Genomic DNA, 17912 nt, shown 5'->3' with positions numbered 1-17912 from the left:
CCCCGCACCGAGAGGTGCGGGGGCCGTTGGTCTTTCGGCTGTGGTGACTACCGGTAGTCGCCGCTGGAGAAGCCGTAATCGTCGAGCGGCACCGCAGCGCCGGCCGGTGCACCGAAGGTGCCGTCCGGGCTGTAGTAGGTGTCGTCGTAGGCGGGCATCGCGTAGGCCGCGGCGCGCGCCTCCTCGGTCGGCTGAACCTGGATGTTGCGGTACCGGTTGATGCCGGTACCGGCCGGGATCAGCTTACCGATGATCACGTTCTCCTTGAGACCGATCAGCTTGTCGCTGCGGCTGTTGATGGCCGCATCGGTCAGGACACGCGTGGTCTCCTGGAACGACGCCGCCGACAGCCACGAGTCGGTGGCCAGCGATGCCTTGGTGATACCCATGAGCACCGGACGACCGGCCGCGGGCTCGCCGCCCTCGGTCACGACGCGACGGTTGGCGGCCTCGAACTCGGCCCGCTCGGTGAGCGAACCGGGCAGGAACTCCGTCGAACCCGAGTCGATGATCGTCACGCGACGCAGCATCTGACGCACGATGGTCTCGATGTGCTTGTCGTGGATCGACACACCCTGGCTGCGGTAGACCTCCTGGACCTCGTTGACCAGGTGCACCTGCACCTGACGCGGGCCCATCACACGCAGCACCTCGTGCGGGTTCGCCGAACCCTCCATGAGCTGCTGGCCGACCTCGACGTGGTCGCCGTCGGCGAGCAGACGCTCGGAGCCGTCCTCGTGCTTGAACACACGCAGACGCTGACGCTTCGAGATCTTGTCGTAGACAACCTCTTCCGATCCGTCATCGGGGATGATCGTGATCTTGTAGAAGCGGTCGTCGTCCTCGAGACGGGTCCGGCCGGAGACCTCCGCGATCGGCGCGACACCCTTGGGCACGCGCGCCTCGAAGAGCTCCTGCACACGCGGCAGACCACCGGTGATGTCGTCACCGACGCCACCCTGGTGGAAGGTACGCATGGTCAGCTGGGTACCGGGCTCACCGATCGACTGGGCGGCGATGATGCCGACCGCCTCGCCGATGTCGACGAGCTTGCCGGTGGCCATCGACCGTCCGTAGCACATCGCGCAGACCCCGGTGCCGGTCCCGCAGGTCAGGACCGAACGGACCTTGACCTGTGTGATGCCGGCCGCCAGCAGGGCCTCGATCGCCGGGTCGCCCAGGTCGTGTCCGCGCTCGACGACGACGTTGCCGTCGGTGTCGAGGGCGTCGGCGGCCAGGGTGCGCGCGTACGCCGAGGTCTCGACATGCGCGTCCCGGATGATCGAGCCGTCGGCCTGCAGCTCACCGAGCTGCACGACGATGCCACGCTCGGTGGCACAGTCGGTCTCGCGGACGATGACATCCTGGCTGACGTCCACCAGACGACGGGTCAGGTAACCCGAGTCGGCGGTGCGAAGTGCGGTGTCGGCCAGACCCTTTCGGGCACCGTGGGTGTTGATGAAGTACTCCGCGACGGTCAGGCCCTCACGGAACGAGGACTTGATCGGGCGCGGGATGAACTCACCCTTCGGGTTGGTCACCAGACCCTTCATGCCCGAGAGGTTACGGACCTGGGTCATGTTTCCGGTCGCACCCGACTTCGGGATCATCGCGATCGGGTTGTCGTCGGGGTAGTAGTCCTCCATGGCCTTACCGACCTCTTCGGTGGCCTGCTTCCAGATCTCGACCAGCGCTTCACGCCGCTCGTCCGGGGTCAGGGCACCGCGCTGGAACTTGCGCTCCAGCCCGTCGGCACGCTCCTCGTAACGCTCGAGGATCTCGGCCTTCTGCGGCGGCACCAGCACGTCGGCCATCGACACGGTGACACCCGAACGGGTGGCCCAGTAGAAGCCCACATCCTTGAGCTTGTCGACGGTCTGCGCGACGACGATCATCGGATAACGCTCGGCGAGATCGTTGATGATCGCGGCCTGACGCTTCTTCGGCATCTGCTCGTCGACGAAGGCGTACTCGGCCGGCAACAGCTCGTTGAACAGCACGCGGCCCAGGGTGGTCACCGTGGTCCACGGCTGCCCGAAGCGCCAGCCGTCGGGGAACTCGGCAGCCTCGACGTCGGCGGGCGGACGCTGATCGGTCAGCCGCACCTTGATCCGCGACTGCACGGTGAGCGCACCGCGGTCGACAGCCATGATGGCCTCGGCCGGGGTGGAGTACACCCCTTCCTCGGGGCTGTCGTCGGTGGCGGCCCGGTACTCCCCTGCCACACCCTCCTTGAGGGTGGTCAGGTAGTACAGGCCGGTCACCATGTCCAGACGGGGCATGGCCAGCGGACGACCCGAGGCCGGCGACAGGATGTTGTTCGACGACAGCATGAGAATGCGTGCCTCGGACTGCGCCTCCGCACTCAGGGGCAGGTGCACGGCCATCTGGTCACCGTCGAAGTCGGCGTTGAACGCCTCACACACCAACGGGTGCAGCTGGATGGCCTTGCCTTCCACCAGCTGCGGCTCGAAGGCCTGGATACCGAGGCGGTGCAGCGTCGGCGCACGGTTCAGCAGAACCGGATGCTCGGCGATGACCTCTTCGAGGACGTCCCACACGGCCGGACGCTGACGCTCGACCATGCGCTTGGCGCTCTTGATGTTCTGGGCCTGATTGAGATCGACCAGACGCTTCATCACGAACGGCTTGAACAGCTCGAGTGCCATCAGCTTGGGCAGACCGCACTGGTGCAGCTTCAGCTGCGGACCGACCACGATGACCGAACGGCCCGAGTAGTCGACACGCTTGCCGAGCAGGTTCTGACGGAACCGGCCCTGCTTGCCCTTGAGCAGATCGCTCAGCGACTTCAGCGGGCGGTTACCCGGTCCGGTGACCGGACGGCCGCGGCGACCGTTGTCGAACAGTGCGTCGACCGACTCCTGCAGCATCCGCTTCTCGTTGTTGACGATGATCTCGGGGGCACCGAGGTCGATCAGTCGCTTGAGGCGATTGTTGCGGTTGATGACGCGGCGGTACAGATCGTTGAGGTCGGAGGTCGCGAAGCGGCCACCGTCGAGCTGCACCATCGGACGTAGCTCCGGCGGGATCACCGGCACGGCATCGAGCACCATGCCCAGCGGCGAGTTACCCGACTGCTGGAACGCGGCGACGACCTTGAGTCGCTTGAGCGCACGCAGCTTCTTCTGGCCCTTGCCGCTGCGGATGGTCTCGCGCAGCGACTCGGCCTCGGCATCGATGTCGAAGGTCTCGAGCAGCTTCTTGATCGCCTCGGCACCCATGGCGCCGGTGAAGTACTCACCGTAGCGATCCTGCAGCTGGTGGTAGAGCTTCTCGTCGATGATCAGATCGCCGGGAGCAAGTTTGACGAACTTGTCCCACAGCTCCTCGAGGCCATCGAGCTCACGCTGAACCGCGTCACGCATGCGACGCATCTCGCGCTCGGCACCGTCGCGTACCTTGCGGCGCACGTCGGACTTGGCGCCCTCGGCCTCCAACTCGGCGAGATCGGCCTCGAGCTTCTGCTGACGCTCGTTGAGATCGGCGTCGCGCTGATCGGCGACACCCTTCTTCTCGACCTCGATCTCCGCCTCGAGCGTGGACAGCTCGTTGTGGCGCAGTTCGTCGTCGACGGCGGTGATCACGTAGGCGGCGAAGTAGATGATCTTCTCGAGATCCTTCGGCGCCAGGTCGAGCAGGTAGCCCAGCCGGCTCGGCACACCCTTGAAGTACCAGATGTGGGTGACCGGTGCGGCCAGCTCGATGTGGCCCATCCGCTCGCGGCGGACCTTGGCCTTGGTGACCTCGACCCCGCAACGCTCACAGATGATGCCCTTGAAACGCACGCGCTTGTACTTGCCGCAGTAGCACTCCCAGTCGCGAGTCGGTCCGAAGATCTTCTCGCAGAACAGGCCGTCCTTCTCGGGCTTGAGCGTGCGGTAGTTGATGGTCTCCGGCTTCTTGACCTCACCGTACGACCAGTTGTGGATGTCATCGGCCGTGGCCAGGCCGATCTTCAGTTCGTCGAAGTAGTTGACGTCGAGCACTTGTTACCTTTCGAGCTCTTGTTCGTCGGTGAGAATCAGTTGGCGAGATCGTCGACGGTGGCGGATTCGTTGCGCGACAGGTTGATACCCAGGTTCGCCGCGGCGCGCTCGAGATCCTCGTCGTCGGAGTCGGCCATCTCGATCGCGGCGCCGTCACTCGAGAGCACCTCGACGTTGAGGCACAACGACTGGAGCTCCTTGAGGAGCACCTTGAACGACTCGGGGATGCCGGGCTCGGGGATGTTCTCGCCCTTGACGATCGCCTCGTACACCTTCACGCGGCCGACCACGTCGTCGGACTTGATCGTCAGCAGCTCCTGCAGGGTGTAGGCGGCGCCGTAGGCCTGCATCGCCCAGCACTCCATCTCACCGAAGCGCTGGCCACCGAACTGGGCCTTACCGCCGAGCGGCTGCTGGGTGATCATCGAGTACGGACCGGTCGAGCGTGCGTGGATCTTGTCGTCGACGAGGTGGTGCAGCTTGATGATGTACATGTAGCCGACCGCGACGGGATACGGGAACGGCTCGCCGGAGCGACCGTCGAACAGCATCGCCTTGCCGTCGCCGTTGACCATCACCTCGCCATCACGGTTGGGCAGCGTCGAGGACAACAGCCCTGTCAGCTCCTCCTCGCGGGCACCGTCGAACACCGGGGTGGCGGTGTTGGTGTCGGGGGCCGACGAGTACATGTCCTCGGGCAGCTTCGACGCCCAATCCGGCACCCCGGTGGCGACGTCGATGTTCCAGCCGGCCTTGGCGATCCACCCGAGGTGGGTCTCCAGGATCTGGCCGATGTTCATACGACGCGGCACACCGTGCGTGTTCAGGATGATGTCGACGGGGGTGCCGTCGGGCAGGAAGGGCATGTCCTCGGCGGGCAGGATCTTGCCGATGACGCCCTTGTTGCCGTGGCGGCCGGCGAGCTTGTCGCCGTCCTGGATCTTGCGCTTCTGCGCCACGTACACGCGGACCAGCTCGTTGACGCCGGGCGGCAGATCGTCGTCGTCGTCACGGCTGAACACGCGCACACCGATGACCTTGCCGGTCTCACCGTGCGGCACCTTCAGCGAGGTGTCGCGCACCTCGCGCGCCTTCTCGCCGAAGATCGCGCGCAGCAGGCGCTCCTCCGGGGTCAGTTCGGTCTCGCCCTTCGGGGTGACCTTGCCGACCAGGACGTCGCCGTCCCGAACCTCGGCACCGATGCGCACGATGCCGCGCTCGTCGAGATCGGCGAGCACCTCATCGGACACGTTGGGGATGTCACGAGTGATCTCCTCGGCACCGAGTTTGGTGTCGCGGGCATCGATCTCGTGCTCCTCGATGTGGATCGAGGTGAGCACGTCCTCCTCCACGAGCCGCTGGCTCAGGATGATCGCGTCCTCGTAGTTGTGACCCTCCCACGGCATGATCGCCACGAGCAGGTTCTTGCCCAGGGCCATCTCACCGTTCTCGGTGCAGGGCCCGTCGGCGAGGACCTGACCGGCCTCGACCCGCTGGCTCTCGTCCACGATGGGGCGCTGGTTGGCGCACGTGCCGTGGTTCGAGCGCGCGAACTTGCGCATCCGGTAGGTGTCGCGGGTGCCGTCGTCGGCCATCACGGTGATGTAGTCGGCCGAGACCTCCTCGACGACGCCGGTCTTCGCGGAGATGATGACGTCGCCGGCGTCGACGGCAGCACGCAGCTCCATACCGGTGCCGACCAGCGGCGACTCGTTACGCACCAGCGGCACGGCCTGACGCTGCATGTTCGCACCCATCAGGGCGCGGTTGGCGTCGTCGTGCTCGAGGAACGGGATCATCGCGGTCGCGACCGACACCATCTGGCGCGGCGAGACGTCGAGGTACTCGACCTGTGCCGCGTCGACGAACTCCACCTCGGAGCCCTTCTTGCGGACCAGGACGCGCTCGTCGGTGATGTTGCCGTTCGCGTCGTAGGTGGTGTTGGCCTGCCCGATGAGGTAACGATCCTCCTCATCAGCGGTCATGTACTCGATGGTGTCGCTGACGACGCCCTCGACGACCTTGCGGTACGGGGTCTCGATGAAGCCGAACGGATTGACCCGCGCGTACACCGACAGCGATCCGATGAGGCCGATGTTCGGGCCTTCCGGGGTCTCGATCGGACACATGCGGCCGTAATGGCTCGGGTGCACGTCGCGCACCTCGAGGCCCGCACGCTCACGGGACAGACCGCCCGGGCCCAGCGCCGACAGGCGACGCTTGTGGGTCAGACCCGACAGCGGGTTGTTCTGATCCATGAACTGCGAGAGCTGGCTGGTTCCGAAGAACTCCTTGATCGCCGCCACGACCGGACGGATGTTGATCAGGGTCTGCGGGGTGATCGCCTCGACGTCCTGGGTCGTCATGCGCTCACGCACGACGCGCTCCATACGCGAGAGGCCCACGCGGATCTGGTTCTGGATCAACTCGCCCACGGTACGCAGACGACGGTTGCCGAAGTGATCGATGTCGTCGACCTCGATCGGCACGTCGAGCCCGGCCGGGCCGGCGACCTTGGCGAAGGTCACGGTGTGCGGGTCGGACTCGTGCAGACGCACCAGGTACTCGACGGTTGCGGCGATGTCCTCGCGGGTCAGCACCGACTCGCCGGTCATCGGGTTCTCCGTCAGACCGAGCTTCTTGTTGATCTTGTACCGGCCGACGCGGGCGAGGTCGTAGCGCTTGTCCTTGAAGAACAGGTTCTCCAGGAGGTTCTCCGCGGACTCCTTGGTCGGCGGCTCGCCCGGACGCAGCTTGCGGTAGACCTCGAGCAGCGCCTCGTCCTGGTTGGCGGCGTTGTCCTTCTCCAGGGTGGACATCATGATCTCGGAGAACCCGAAACGCTCGGCGATCTCCTCGGTCGTCCACCCGAGCGCCTTGAGCAGCACGGTGACCGGCTGACGGCGCTTGCGGTCGATACGCACGCCGACGGTGTCACGCTTGTCGACGTCGAATTCCAGCCACGCGCCACGGCTCGGGATGACCTTGACGGTGTGCAGGGTCTTCTCGGTGGTCTTGTCGATGGACGAGTCGAAGTACACGCCCGGACTACGGACCAGCTGCGACACCACGACACGCTCGGTGCCGTTGATGATGAAGCTGCCCTTGTCGGTCATGATCGGGAAGTCGCCCATGAACACGGTCTGCGACTTGATCTCGCCGGTGTTGTTGTTGATGAACTCGGCGGTGACGAACAGCGGGGCCGCATACGTCATGTCCTTGTCCTTGCACTCCTCGACAGAGGCCTTGACCTCGTCGAAGTGCGGGTCGGAGAAGGACAGCGACATCGAACCCGAGAAATCCTCGATCGGCGAGAGCTCGTGCAGGATGTCGCCGAGGCCTCCGGACGGGTTCTCGTCTCCGCGGGAGATGGCCTTCGCGCGCCATTCGGGCGACCCGACGAGCCATTCGAAGGAGTCGAGTTGGATGTCGAGGAGGCCCGGTACCTCCAAGGGTTCGCCGATCTTGGCGAACGAGGCGCGATGTGGTGCGCCGGGGATGGTTGTTGAGGTGGACTGGCGGTCGACTGCCAAGGTGCGTCCTTCCAACACGATGTGTTCAATGCCGTGCGTTGTGTGGCGTGGCTGATTGGGCCGTTCGCTGGTGACAAACCTGGATCGGCGATCACCGCAGCTCACACAAGGTGGGCGGAAGGAGGATCGATAGATGGACAGGAGGCAGCCAGCGCAACGTCCAACTATAGCAGGAAAACAACACGCTGTGTCAAGCGGCGATCACCGATGCCCGAGCCTGCCGCTCGAGGGGACACACCGCCGACACCAACGCCGGGAAGCGAGAACACGCCGCGTGGCTGCCGTGCGCGCAATTCGCTGGTGACAGATTGGCCCCCCGACGCCGTCACGTCAAGCGCTACGCGCTGATTTGCCGAAGAACTCGTCGCTTTTGCCCCGCCGACCAGTCCTGGCCGATTTGCCGACATCGCGCGTAGAGGTTGCCCGATGGTCCGCGAGGCGACTCATCGGGCAACCTGTTCCGCCACGAGGGCTGCCCGGACCTGGCCGGCGACGCGCTCCGGAGACCCGGTGACGTCGGACCACGTGTAGTTGAGCGTCGTGTAGCCGGCCGCGATCCACCTGTTCCGCTTCGTGCGGTCCCGCCGGAACGTCACCGCGGCGCGATGGAACGCGAAGCCGTCGAACTCGACTATCACCTTCTCTGCGTCGAAGACGAAGTCGGCAGCGCGTTGTCGACGACTCGGGCGCCGACGCCGTCGGCAGCGTCGAGCACCGTCAGCGCCACCGAGGTCACGGGCAGCCCGTCGGCGTCGTGCAGGTCGGCGTCGTGCAACATCGGACAGCACTGCGCGCGGTCCGACCGCGGCCACGGCCACCCGCATCCGCGTGCGCAGCGTCTTCGGATGACCCGACGCCCGGTAGACGAGGTTCCGTAGGCCACAAAAGTTGTCGGATGATCCGCTCAGCGGACCATCCGACAACTTTCCGGGGTTCGAGGCGTCAGATGTCGCCGTAGCTCTCGATGACCCACTGATCGCCGTGCTTGACCAGGCCGAGCTGGTAGCGCCCGATGACGCTCTGGGTCGGGGTCCCGTTCGCGGTTCCCGACGCGACGAAGTTCAACACCACCTGTGCGGTGGACCCATCGGAGCTGCCGGAGAGATCCCGGACGCCCACCGCGTCGACCTTGCAGTCGTTGGTGACGTCTTGCTGGCCGAACTGCTCCTTGATGGTCGGCACACCCTGGTTGAACTGGGTGAGTGCCTCCCCTGTCAGTGCCGCGCGCGCCGACGCGACCCACTTGTCGAAGTCCTTGCTGCGGGCCGCCTGGACCGTGCAGAACTTGGACTGCGCCTGCGAGGTGAGATCGGTGGTCGCCTTCTGGTCGACAAATGCCTTGTTCGCACTGACACTCGCCCCCGGATGCAGACCGAGGACCAGCGCGACGACGCCGAGCACCACCGCCGCCCCGGCGACGATCGCGATCACAAGACCGGGAAACCAGCCACGCCGGGCCCGATTGCGCGCTGCCCTGTCCTTGGCCGCCGCCTTGTCACGACCCGGCCCCGAGAATCCGGTTCCCTTGCCGCGCTGGGTCTTTCCCCGCTTGGCAGCGGCGGGCTGCGGCTTGATCGTCGACACCCGCGACACCGGCCGGGTCTTACCCGCGGGGCGTTCGGGCTCCGCGGCATCGGAGGTCTGCTTGGTCAGGGAGATCGTCGCACCCTCGACATCGGATTCGACGGCATCGGATTCGACGACATCGGATTCGACGGCGTCGGCCTCGTCCGCATCGGCGCCGGACTTGCCGGTGCCGGACTCACCGGTGCCGGACTCGGGCGAAACCTCTTCCGTCGCAGCTTCTTCCGACGACCAAGAGGTGTTCTCGACGGGCTCGGCAGCGCCCGGCTCGGCAACCGCGGCCTCCGCTGCAGTCGTCTCCACGGTGTCCGTCTCTGGTGCGGCCGTCTCTGGTGCGGCCGTCTCGCCGACCGTGGGCTCCTCGTTCGGAGCCGGCTCCGGCGTCACCGATTCGGCCGTGTCGTCAGCAGATCGGCGCGATCCGGCGACCTTGGGCCGGTATCCGGGCCGGGGATCGCGTGGGGTGCGTGCCATCAGTTACCACCTGCCGGGGCGTCGGTCGGGGCAGGCTGCTGGCCGTTTCCTGCGGACCCGTCGTCGGCGTAGGAGATGCCGTCGAGCGGGCTCACCTTCACCGCCTTCCAGGTGTCGCCGAACTTCTGCATGCCCACCAGGAATCCCATCGTGTGGGGTGTCTCGGTCGCCTGTCCGGGCGTCTGGCCGCTCACTGCGAGGTAGACGAGCACCTGTGCGGTGCCCTCGTCGCGATTCACCTCGGTCGGCGCGGACCGCACCACCCGTGAGGTCGTCGACCCGACCTCCGCACCGGCCTTCTGCAGCTGCGGATTCAGCGTGGCCACCACCTGCTGGCGCACCTGATCGAGCGCGTCGCCGGCGAAGCTGCTCTGCAGCCGCTGGTTGAAGGTGTCCATCTTCTTCGGATCGATCGTGGTGACGTTGAGCATCGCCTGCTCGGCGGCACCCGTGGCGTCATCACGTGACTGCTGGGTGGGCTGCGTCACGGCATAGACCTCGTAGGCCCGGTATCCGAACCAGCCCACGCAGGCGATCGCAGCGACCAGGGCGACGATCGCCACCACCCCGGCGATGTTGCGGACCACAGCCGAGCCCGTGGGCGATGGGCGATCACCACCGGAGTCCGCCTTGCCGGTCGGCGTCTTGCCCGTCCGGGTCTTGCCCGTCCGGGCGTTCTCGCCCTGCTGCACCTTCGCCCCCTTGGCTGTCTTGTCGGCCTTCTGGGGCGTACTGGACCGCTTCGGGTCACTCTTTGTGGTCATCGCGCGTCACTGTAACGATTGGACCTGAGAGGTTGCCAATCGCTCCTTCTTCTCGAACTTGCGTGTCGGACGGGTCGCAGGGCGCCCGTCATGCAGTGGCTTTCGTCACTGGCCGACGCCGTAACCGAATCCGCCCGGGTTCACCGGCCGCACACCGAGCAGGTAGCCCAGCTGGGTGGCAAGCGGATTGAGGTTCAGCTTGTCGGGGTCTTTCTTGGGCGTGTTGTCCCAGGGTTGCGGGGTGTCGGGGTTGGCGTATTCGGTCCGATCGGCACTGCGCACGCCCGTCGGATTGCCGAACGGGACATCACACGAGGCGCTCTTGTTGAACGGGAAGTCGTCGTAGCGGATGTCGAACGTGGGGTCCTTCTTCTTGATGTCGTCGATCATCTTGTAGGTGCTCTCATACCCCTTGGTACATGTGGCGGGGTTGTTCATCTCGAGCACGATGCCGAAGTGGATCTGACCGTCCCCGGGCGCCGGGGTGTGACTGCCCGCCGACAACGCCGAGAGCATCGCGAACGTCCCGGACGTCATGAACGTCGCCGGCTGGATGGTCCGCGACACCTCGGCGAGATCACCGACGACCTTCCCGAGATCGTTGCCGTTCTTCTGGATCAGCGCCGACAACTGCGTCGCCGACGCCGTGCCCGTGGTGAGCAGGCGGCGCACATCCGGGTCCGCCGACGCGAGCGTCGCGGTGATCAGGTTGAGGTTGTGCGACCACGTCAGGATCGCGTCGGACTGGTCGGCCTGCGTCGACAACACCACGTTGGAGTTCTGGATCAGCGAGATCGTCTCCGGCAGATTGTCGGCCCCGGCCTTCGACAAGGTGTTCAGCGAATCGACGAGCCTGGTGAGGTTGTCGCCCTGTCCGTTGAACGCCTTACCGAGTTCGGTGATCACCGTGTGCAGATCGTTGACGGGGATCGAGTTCGTCAAGTCGATCGCCGAGGCGACCACGTCCTCGAGCGGCGCGGGCACCGACACGTTCTCCGGCTCGATCGTCGACCCGTCCGCCAGAAACGGTCCCGACGTCGACCCGGACGGCTGGAGATCCAAGTACTGCTCACCGATCGCCGACCGCTCGGCCACCACCGCCTTCGACGATGCCGGAATCTGGGGACCGCCCGAGTTGAGATCGAGCTTCACGTTCACCCCGTCGTGGGTCAGCGTCATCGCTCCGACGCGGCCCACCGGTACGCCCATGTAGGTGACCTCGGCGTTGGTGAAGATGCCACCGGACTGCTTCATCTGAGCGGTCACCGTGTAGTTGCCGATGCCGACGAGTTTGTCCAGCCGTGCATACTTCGCGCCGACGTAGACGATCGCGACGATGCCGACGACGACGAACACCACCAACTGGATCTTGGCGATCTTGCTGATCATGCGCCCATCCCCATCTGTGCGAGCGTGCCGTCGAGCACACCCTGCCCGTGCCCCGGAACCGGCGCAAAGCTGGCCGGATAGGTCCCACCCGACGGTGGGGTGTTCGGACCGGGCCGCGAATTGCGGTTCGGCGGCAGCAGCGTGATCGTCGGCCACCCGTACCGCGGACCGTTGCCCTTGTAATACGGGTTGGCCGAATTGACCGCCACGTTGTGCCGCTTCGGCGGCGAGTACACCGGATTGCCCTGGCCCACACCGAGCGCCTCGAGCTGGTTCAGCGTGCGCAGGTCCAGCGTCATGAACAGGTTGGTCGAGTCACCCTGCACCGCGGGGAGCAGCGAATCCGGGAACGGATGCGTCAGCATCAACGGTGCCGCGGTGATGAGATCCGGTGCGGCCTTGGACAATTCGGTCAGCACCGGGCGCAACGCCTTGAGGTCGGTGATCATCGAGTCGCGAGCCCGGCCCAGCACGTTGGTACCGACCTGCCCGAGCTTGTCGAGCTTGGTCAGCAGGTCCACGAACTGCGGACGCTGCTCCTCGAGCACCGCCACACCCGCGGGCAACTCCTGCAGGATGCGATTGATCTGATCGGTCTGCGCATTGGCACGCGACGACAGCGTGTTGAGTCCGTCGATTGCGGAGATGATGTCGTCACGCTGCCGGTTCAACCCGGCAATCAGCGACGACGCATTGTGCAACAGGCTCTTCACATTGTCGGCACGACCATCGAATGCCTTGTTGAGCTCGGTCACGATCGGCTGCAGCTGGTTGATGCCGCCGCCGTTGAGCAGCATCGACAATGCACCGAGCACCTGCTCGATATCGGTCGCTGTCCGGGTCCGATCCATGGGGATCGGCTGGCCCTGAGCCTGACGCGCCGCGTTGGCCGGCGCCGGGTCGTCGAGCGCGACGAACTTCTCACCGAGCAGGCTGGTCTGCTGTACGGCGGCACGGGCCTGATCGGAGAGGTCGATCTCGTTCTTCACCTTGATGGTGACGAGCGCATACCACTCGTTGTCGGGTACCTCGACCTTGGTGACGCGGCCGACGGCGACGCCGTTCTGCTTCACCGCCGACTGGGTCACCAGATCCAGGATGTTGCTGAACTGGATCGTGTAGGTCCGCGGGTTGTCCCCGACGTCCACCCCGCCGGGCAGTGGGATCGACTGGATGCCGTTGCTCCCACAGCCGGCGACGAGGACCACGGTCGCCAGACTCAGCAGTGCGGCCACCAGCCGCCCACGGATTCGCAAGAGCGCCATGTCAGTGGCCTCCCGTTCCTGGTCGGGCCGTTGTCGAGGCCGGGCGGCTCGCCGACGGACGCGGAGTTGCCGCCGCCGGTGCGCGGCCGGTGCTCGCCGGTCCCGGACTCAGATTCGGATCCGGGGTGCCGGGAACGGTGCCCGGGACCGGGTACTGCTGCAGCTTGTTGTTGCTCATGATGCCGAACGGCAGCACCGGCAGGATCGGCGTCAGCACCTTGTCGTTGACCTGGGTCGCGATGTTCACGCACTGGTTGATGATCGGTGCGAGGGTGTCGCTGAACTGCTTGGCGGCCGGGTTGCCGGGTACCAACTGGCCCAGGTCGAGGAACTTGCACGCCGGGGCGAGCAGGTTCTGCAGGTCGGGGATGTCCAGCCGCATCGCGAGTGTGCCGGACTCGGCGTCGTAGGCGTTGATCAGGTTGTTGATCGTCAGCGGCAGCACCGTCAGCACCTCCTTCAGCGACGTCTTGGTATCGAGCAGGGCCTGCGTGGTCGGCTCCAGATCCTTGAGCGTCTGTCCGATCTGCTCGCGGTTGTCCTGGACGAATCCGGCGACGTCGCCGAGCGCGATCGACAGCCGGTTCAGTGCTGTCCCGAGCTGCTGGCGTTCGCCGGCGAGGAAGCTGTTGAAATCGGCCATCTGGGTGTTGAACTGGCGCACCTGCGTGTCGTTCTCGCGCAGCGCCCCGACGAACGTGTTCAGGTTCTTGACGGTGTCGAACAAGTTGCCATGCGAGTCGCTCAGCGTCGTGCTGGCCTTCGAGAGGTTCTCGATCGCCGCGCCGAGCTTCTCACCGTTGCCACCGAGGTTGTTCGCACCGGTGGTGATGAGGTTGCTGACCGCGCCGTTCTTGTTGGCACCGTTGGGCCCGAGCGCCTCCGACAGCTTCTGCACACTCTGGTAGACCTGGTCGATCTCGACCGGGACCATCGTCTGGTTCAACCCCAAGGTGACGTCTTTGCCTGCCTGCGGGCCACCGGAGTACGCCGGCGTCAGCTGCACGAAGCGGTCGGCGACGACCGACGGGATCACCTGGACGGCCTTCACATCGGCAGGCAACTTGACGCCACGATCGACGGTCATGGTCACCTTGACCGAATCACCGGACGCCTCGACCGTATCCACCTTGCCGACGGGGACACCGAGGACTCGCACCTCCGAGCCCTCATAGATGCCGACGGTGCGGTGGAACGTCGCGGTCACCTTGGTGGTGCCCACCGAGGAGAACGCCCACCACAGGACGCCCGCCACGATGAGGGCGATGATCACGCCGAACACGATGTAGACGATGTGACGCGGGGTGAACCAGCGTCCGGGACCGGAGGTCCTCGACAGATCCGGTGCGGTGGACATCATCCGGTGGCCCCCGTTCCGCCGTTGTTCTGATTTGCCTGCTTGTTCGGCGGGCGGGTGGTGTTCTGCTGCGGCAGCGCAGGCGGCAGCAGGTTGGTCACCACCGACTCGAACCAGCGGCCGTTGCCGAGCACGTTGGCGTAGAGCCGGTAGAACGGCGCCATGTTGGTGATCGTCGCCCGCAGATTGGCATTCTGCTTCTTGAGCAGGTCATTGACACCCTTGAGGGAATCGAGCGCGGGGCCGATCTGCGCCTCGTTGTCGTGGACGATGCCCGTCAGCGCGTTCGACAGGGTCGTCGTCGTCGCCAGCAGTGCCGAGATGTCCTTCTGCCGGTTGTTGAGCTCGTCGAGCAGCTGCCCGGCCCCCGCGATCAGCTTCACGAACGTCTGATTCCGGTCGGCGAGGATCTTGGAGGTGTCCTTGGTGGCCTGCAGCAGCTTCTGCACCTGCTGGTCACGGCTGGCGATGGTGTTCGACAGCCGCGCGATGCCGTCGAGCGCCGGCCCCATGTCGCCCGCCGTACCGGAGAAGGCCTCCGACAGCGACTGCATCGACGTGGCCAGCTGCGTGGTGTCGAGGTCCTGGATCTGATTGGACGCGTCCGAGAACGCCTCGATGACGTCGTACGGCGAGACCGTGTCGGTCAGCGGCACGTCGGGATCGGCGGCTTCACTGCCCCGGGGGTTGAGGCTCAGATACTTCTGCCCCAGCACCGTCTTGATCTGGATCGAGGCCTGCGTCTGGTTACCGATCCACGTGTTCGACACGCGGAACTTGACGTCGACGCGGTCGCCGTCGAGTGTCACGTCGTTCACCTCGCCCACCTTGACACCGGCCACGCGCACCTCGTTACCGGACTTGAGTCCGGCGGCCTCGGTGAACTTCGCATGGTAGGTCGCCTGCTGGCCGACCAGCGGCAGAGACGTGAGATAGAACGCGGATATCGCGACCATCAACACGATCAGGATGCCGATCCCCCCGATCGACACCGGACTGCGCCGGCCACCGAAGCGGCGATGCGGATGCGACGGTTTCGGCGTCGAATCACCGGCCGCGCCCGTCGAGGACGTGGTCTGTGCGGCGTCGCCGCGTTGTGTGTTCTCGCTGTCGGTCATCTTGTCATCACCCCCCGGGCCTGTTGTTCTTCCAGCAGCGGGTCGCCGCGCTGGTGTAGAGCACGTGATTGATATCGGGCAGCGGCACGATCGGCTGGGTCAGCAGCGTGGACTTGCCGTTGCCCGCGACGACGTCGATGCCGCACATGTAGAACTGGAACCACGAGCCGAACGTCGCCGCCCGGCCGATCTTCTGCAGTTTCACCGGCAGGTTGTTCAGGATGTCGTTGACGTCGGAGCTGCGGGCGTTGACCTGATCGGCCAGCGACTTCAGCCCGGCGATGTCACCCTGGATCGACGGTCGCGTCTGCGACAGGATCGACCCGGTCACCGTGGTCAGGTGCGATACCGACGTGATCGCCGATCCCACCGAACCACGTTGTGCGGCAAGCCCGGTCACCAGTTGCTCGGTGTTATCGAGCAGCGACTTGAAGTGCTCGTCGTTCTTGTTGACGGTGTCGAGCACCGAGGTCAGGTTGGTGATCAGTTCACCGATGACCTTGTCCCGGTCGGCCAGCGAGTTCGTCAGCGACGAGGTGCTGGAGATCAGCGACGACATGTCGCCGCTCTCCCCTTGGAAGATCTTGATGATCTGGTCGGAGAGCGTGTTGACGTCGGCGGCCGAGAGTTGCCGGAACAGCGGTTTGAAGCCGTTGAACAACTCGGTCAGATTCACCGCCGGATGGGTGTCCCGGACGTTCGGGTCGGTGCCGAAGGTGAACCCCGGCGACACCGACGTGTCCTGGTCACCGGCTCCGCGCTCGACGGCCAGATACCGAAGACCGGTGAGGTTGCGGTACCGGATGTAGAGCTGCGCGCCCTGCGGCAACGACGACCGGTCGATGTTGAACTTCACCATCGCCTTGTTCTGGTCGTACACGGCCACGTCGGTGACCTGCCCGACACGCACGCCGGCGATCCGGACGTCGTCGCCCTTGTTGAGCAACGCGGCATCGTCGAACACGGCCCCGTACTTGCTGTTGCCGTCGCCGCCGGAGTTGGCGATCGTCAACGCCAGCAAGCTCGTCGCAACCACCGTCACCACTGCGAACACGATCAGTTTGATCAGTGGTCCCACCATGGATTTCACTTGATGTGCACCTCCGCGCCGGCCAGGGCCGGCCCACCGATCATCGTGACCCAGGTCGGCACGTCGGCCGGCCGGGTCCCATCCGCCGAGCCGTAGATCATCTTCAACTGCGTCCGGAACGCCGGATCGTCGAACGGCGAGGACTTGATGACACCGACCGGGGTGGTGGTGAACTGCGGCTGCGGCAGCGTCTGCACATTCCGGGGACCGGGGTTACGCGAGGGCGGCTGGTAGGAGCCGTCGGCGAGACCGCCACCGGGGTACTGCGGGAACGGGCGCCCGTTGGTCGCGGGTTCGTAGCAGACCGCAGGCGGATCTGTGTCGAAGAACCGCGGCTCGTCCTGGTTGGGCAGGTAGCGCCCACGCGGGTTCACGAACTGCAGGTTGACTCGCACACCAGGATTCTGGGTGCCCGCACCGACGATCTTGCGGGATTCCGGGAGGATCGTCGCGAAGTTGTGGAAGGTGCACCTGAAGGTCGGTGACTGCTTGGCCAGACCGGTCACCAGTTGCTCCGAGTCGACGACCAGGTCGACGAGGTTGTTGCCGTTGCGCTGCAACCATCCGGTGGTGTCGGTCGCGGCCACCCCGAGGGTCGAGATCAGGGTCCGCAGATCGCCTTGTCGCTGCACGATCGTGTTCGAGGTGGTCCGGAAGTTGTCGAGCGCGTCGATGACGTCGGGCAACGCCTGGGAGTAGGTCTGCGAGAAGCTCGCGAGGCCGCGCAGCGTGCCCTGCAGATCGGGCAGCACACCGTTGACGCCGACGAAGACCTTGTTGAGGTTCTCGAGGGTGTCGCCGAGTTCTTCACCGCGTCCCTGCAGCGCATTCGACAGCGAGGTGAGCGTCACGTTGAGATCCTGCGGCGGGATGGCGTCGAGCACCGGCAGCAGCTTGTCGAAGAGCTGTTGCAGCTCTTTGGCATTGCCGCTGTTGTCGGTCTTGATGACGTCACCGTTCTCCAGTCCCTGCCCACCCGTGGTCGGCACCTGCAGATCGACGTAGCGCTCACCGAAGAGGGTCTTCGGCAGGATGCGCGCGGTGGTCGACTGCGGGATCTGGGAGGCCATGTCGGGGTTGAGTCCCAATTCGACGTTGACGGTGCCGTCCGATGCCGGTTCGACACCGCGGACCTCGCCGACGACGACGCCGCGCGCCTTGACGTCGGCGTTCGCCGGCAACGCGTTTCCGACGGCGTCGGTGGTGAGGGTGACGGTCGTGAAGTCGGTGAACGTCTTGTTGAACTTCATGATCGTCACCGTGAAGAACAGCGCGACGACAACCAGGAAGGCGACGCCGAGCAGTCTGCGGCGCACAACGGTGCCCATCGA

The 17912-nt window shown here is 65.5% G+C and carries 12 protein-coding genes; all 12 read right to left on the bottom strand.

Going from position 1 to position 17912, the window contains the following annotated elements; all coding sequences use genetic code 11:
* Positions 1-47: 47 nt before the first annotated feature.
* The 12 genes from ACPXB3_RS14245 to ACPXB3_RS14190 all read right to left on the bottom strand — a co-directional run bounded on the left by ACPXB3_RS14245 (position 48) and on the right by ACPXB3_RS14190 (position 17909).
* Positions 48-4007 carry a DNA-directed RNA polymerase subunit beta' gene (locus ACPXB3_RS14245; protein WP_425728008.1) on the bottom strand — a complete coding sequence of 1320 codons (3960 nt, stop codon included), beginning with the start codon at positions 4005-4007 and terminating at the stop codon, positions 48-50.
* Positions 4008-4042: 35 nt separating this feature from the next.
* Positions 4043-7540 (bottom strand): DNA-directed RNA polymerase subunit beta, encoded by a 3498-nt coding sequence (locus tag ACPXB3_RS14240; RefSeq protein ID WP_425704900.1) that lies wholly within the window; start codon positions 7538-7540, stop codon positions 4043-4045.
* Positions 7541-7983: 443 nt separating this feature from the next.
* On the bottom strand, positions 7984-8178 hold the full coding sequence (locus tag ACPXB3_RS14235) for a hypothetical protein (RefSeq protein WP_425728006.1): 195 nt from the start codon (positions 8176-8178) through the stop codon (positions 7984-7986).
* Positions 8175-8318, bottom strand: coding sequence for a hypothetical protein (locus ACPXB3_RS14230; RefSeq protein ID WP_425728004.1), 144 nt, complete (start codon positions 8316-8318; stop codon positions 8175-8177). Before ACPXB3_RS14230 ends, ACPXB3_RS14235 begins: the two co-directional genes overlap by 4 nt.
* Positions 8319-8482: 164 nt before the next feature.
* On the bottom strand, positions 8483-9598 hold the full coding sequence (locus ACPXB3_RS14225; RefSeq protein WP_425728002.1) for a hypothetical protein: 1116 nt from the start codon (positions 9596-9598) through the stop codon (positions 8483-8485).
* A complete protein-coding gene (locus ACPXB3_RS14220; RefSeq protein WP_425704903.1) occupies positions 9598-10362 on the bottom strand; it encodes a hypothetical protein in 765 nt (254 codons plus the stop codon). The genes ACPXB3_RS14225 and ACPXB3_RS14220 overlap by 1 nt, the downstream gene beginning before the upstream one ends.
* Before the next feature lie 105 nt (positions 10363-10467).
* Positions 10468-11751 (bottom strand): MCE family protein, encoded by a 1284-nt coding sequence (locus ACPXB3_RS14215; RefSeq protein ID WP_425704904.1) that lies wholly within the window; start codon positions 11749-11751, stop codon positions 10468-10470.
* Entirely contained in the window at positions 11748-13016 is a 1269-nt protein-coding gene (locus tag ACPXB3_RS14210) for an MCE family protein (protein WP_425704905.1), read from the bottom strand. The genes ACPXB3_RS14215 and ACPXB3_RS14210 overlap by 4 nt, the downstream gene beginning before the upstream one ends.
* A 1-nt stretch (position 13017) precedes the next feature.
* A complete protein-coding gene (locus ACPXB3_RS14205) occupies positions 13018-14373 on the bottom strand; it encodes an MCE family protein (protein ID WP_425704906.1) in 1356 nt (451 codons plus the stop codon).
* Entirely contained in the window at positions 14373-15491 is a 1119-nt protein-coding gene (locus tag ACPXB3_RS14200; protein ID WP_425704907.1) for an MCE family protein, read from the bottom strand. Before ACPXB3_RS14200 ends, ACPXB3_RS14205 begins: the two co-directional genes overlap by 1 nt.
* Positions 15492-15498: 7 nt before the next feature.
* A complete protein-coding gene (locus tag ACPXB3_RS14195; protein ID WP_425704908.1) occupies positions 15499-16581 on the bottom strand; it encodes an MCE family protein in 1083 nt (360 codons plus the stop codon).
* Positions 16578-17909, bottom strand: coding sequence for an MCE family protein (locus tag ACPXB3_RS14190; RefSeq protein ID WP_425728000.1), 1332 nt, complete (start codon positions 17907-17909; stop codon positions 16578-16580). Before ACPXB3_RS14190 ends, ACPXB3_RS14195 begins: the two co-directional genes overlap by 4 nt.
* Positions 17910-17912 lie beyond the last annotated feature (3 nt).

This window comes from Gordonia sp. DT219, assembly GCF_049847065.1.
Classification (GTDB): Bacteria; Actinomycetota; Actinomycetes; order Mycobacteriales; family Mycobacteriaceae; genus Gordonia.
This window is presented reverse-complemented; position numbering and strand designations above follow the sequence as displayed.

Excerpts from the sequence above, each read along its gene's own strand:
- ACPXB3_RS14210 (WP_425704905.1), bottom strand. The coding sequence starts at position 13,016 with ATGGCGCTCTTGCGAATCCGTGGGCGGCTGGTGGCCGCACTGCTGAGT.
- ACPXB3_RS14220 (WP_425704903.1), bottom strand. The coding sequence starts at position 10,362 with ATGACCACAAAGAGTGACCCGAAGCGGTCCAGTACGCCCCAGAAGGCC.
- ACPXB3_RS14200 (WP_425704907.1), bottom strand. The coding sequence starts at position 15,491 with ATGACCGACAGCGAGAACACACAACGCGGCGACGCCGCACAGACCACG.
- ACPXB3_RS14205 (WP_425704906.1), bottom strand. The coding sequence starts at position 14,373 with ATGTCCACCGCACCGGATCTGTCGAGGACCTCCGGTCCCGGACGCTGG.
- ACPXB3_RS14190 (WP_425728000.1), bottom strand. The coding sequence starts at position 17,909 with ATGGGCACCGTTGTGCGCCGCAGACTGCTCGGCGTCGCCTTCCTGGTT.
- ACPXB3_RS14230 (WP_425728004.1), bottom strand. The coding sequence starts at position 8,318 with ATGTTGCACGACGCCGACCTGCACGACGCCGACGGGCTGCCCGTGACC.
- ACPXB3_RS14225 (WP_425728002.1), bottom strand. The coding sequence starts at position 9,598 with ATGGCACGCACCCCACGCGATCCCCGGCCCGGATACCGGCCCAAGGTC.
- ACPXB3_RS14215 (WP_425704904.1), bottom strand. The coding sequence starts at position 11,751 with ATGATCAGCAAGATCGCCAAGATCCAGTTGGTGGTGTTCGTCGTCGTC.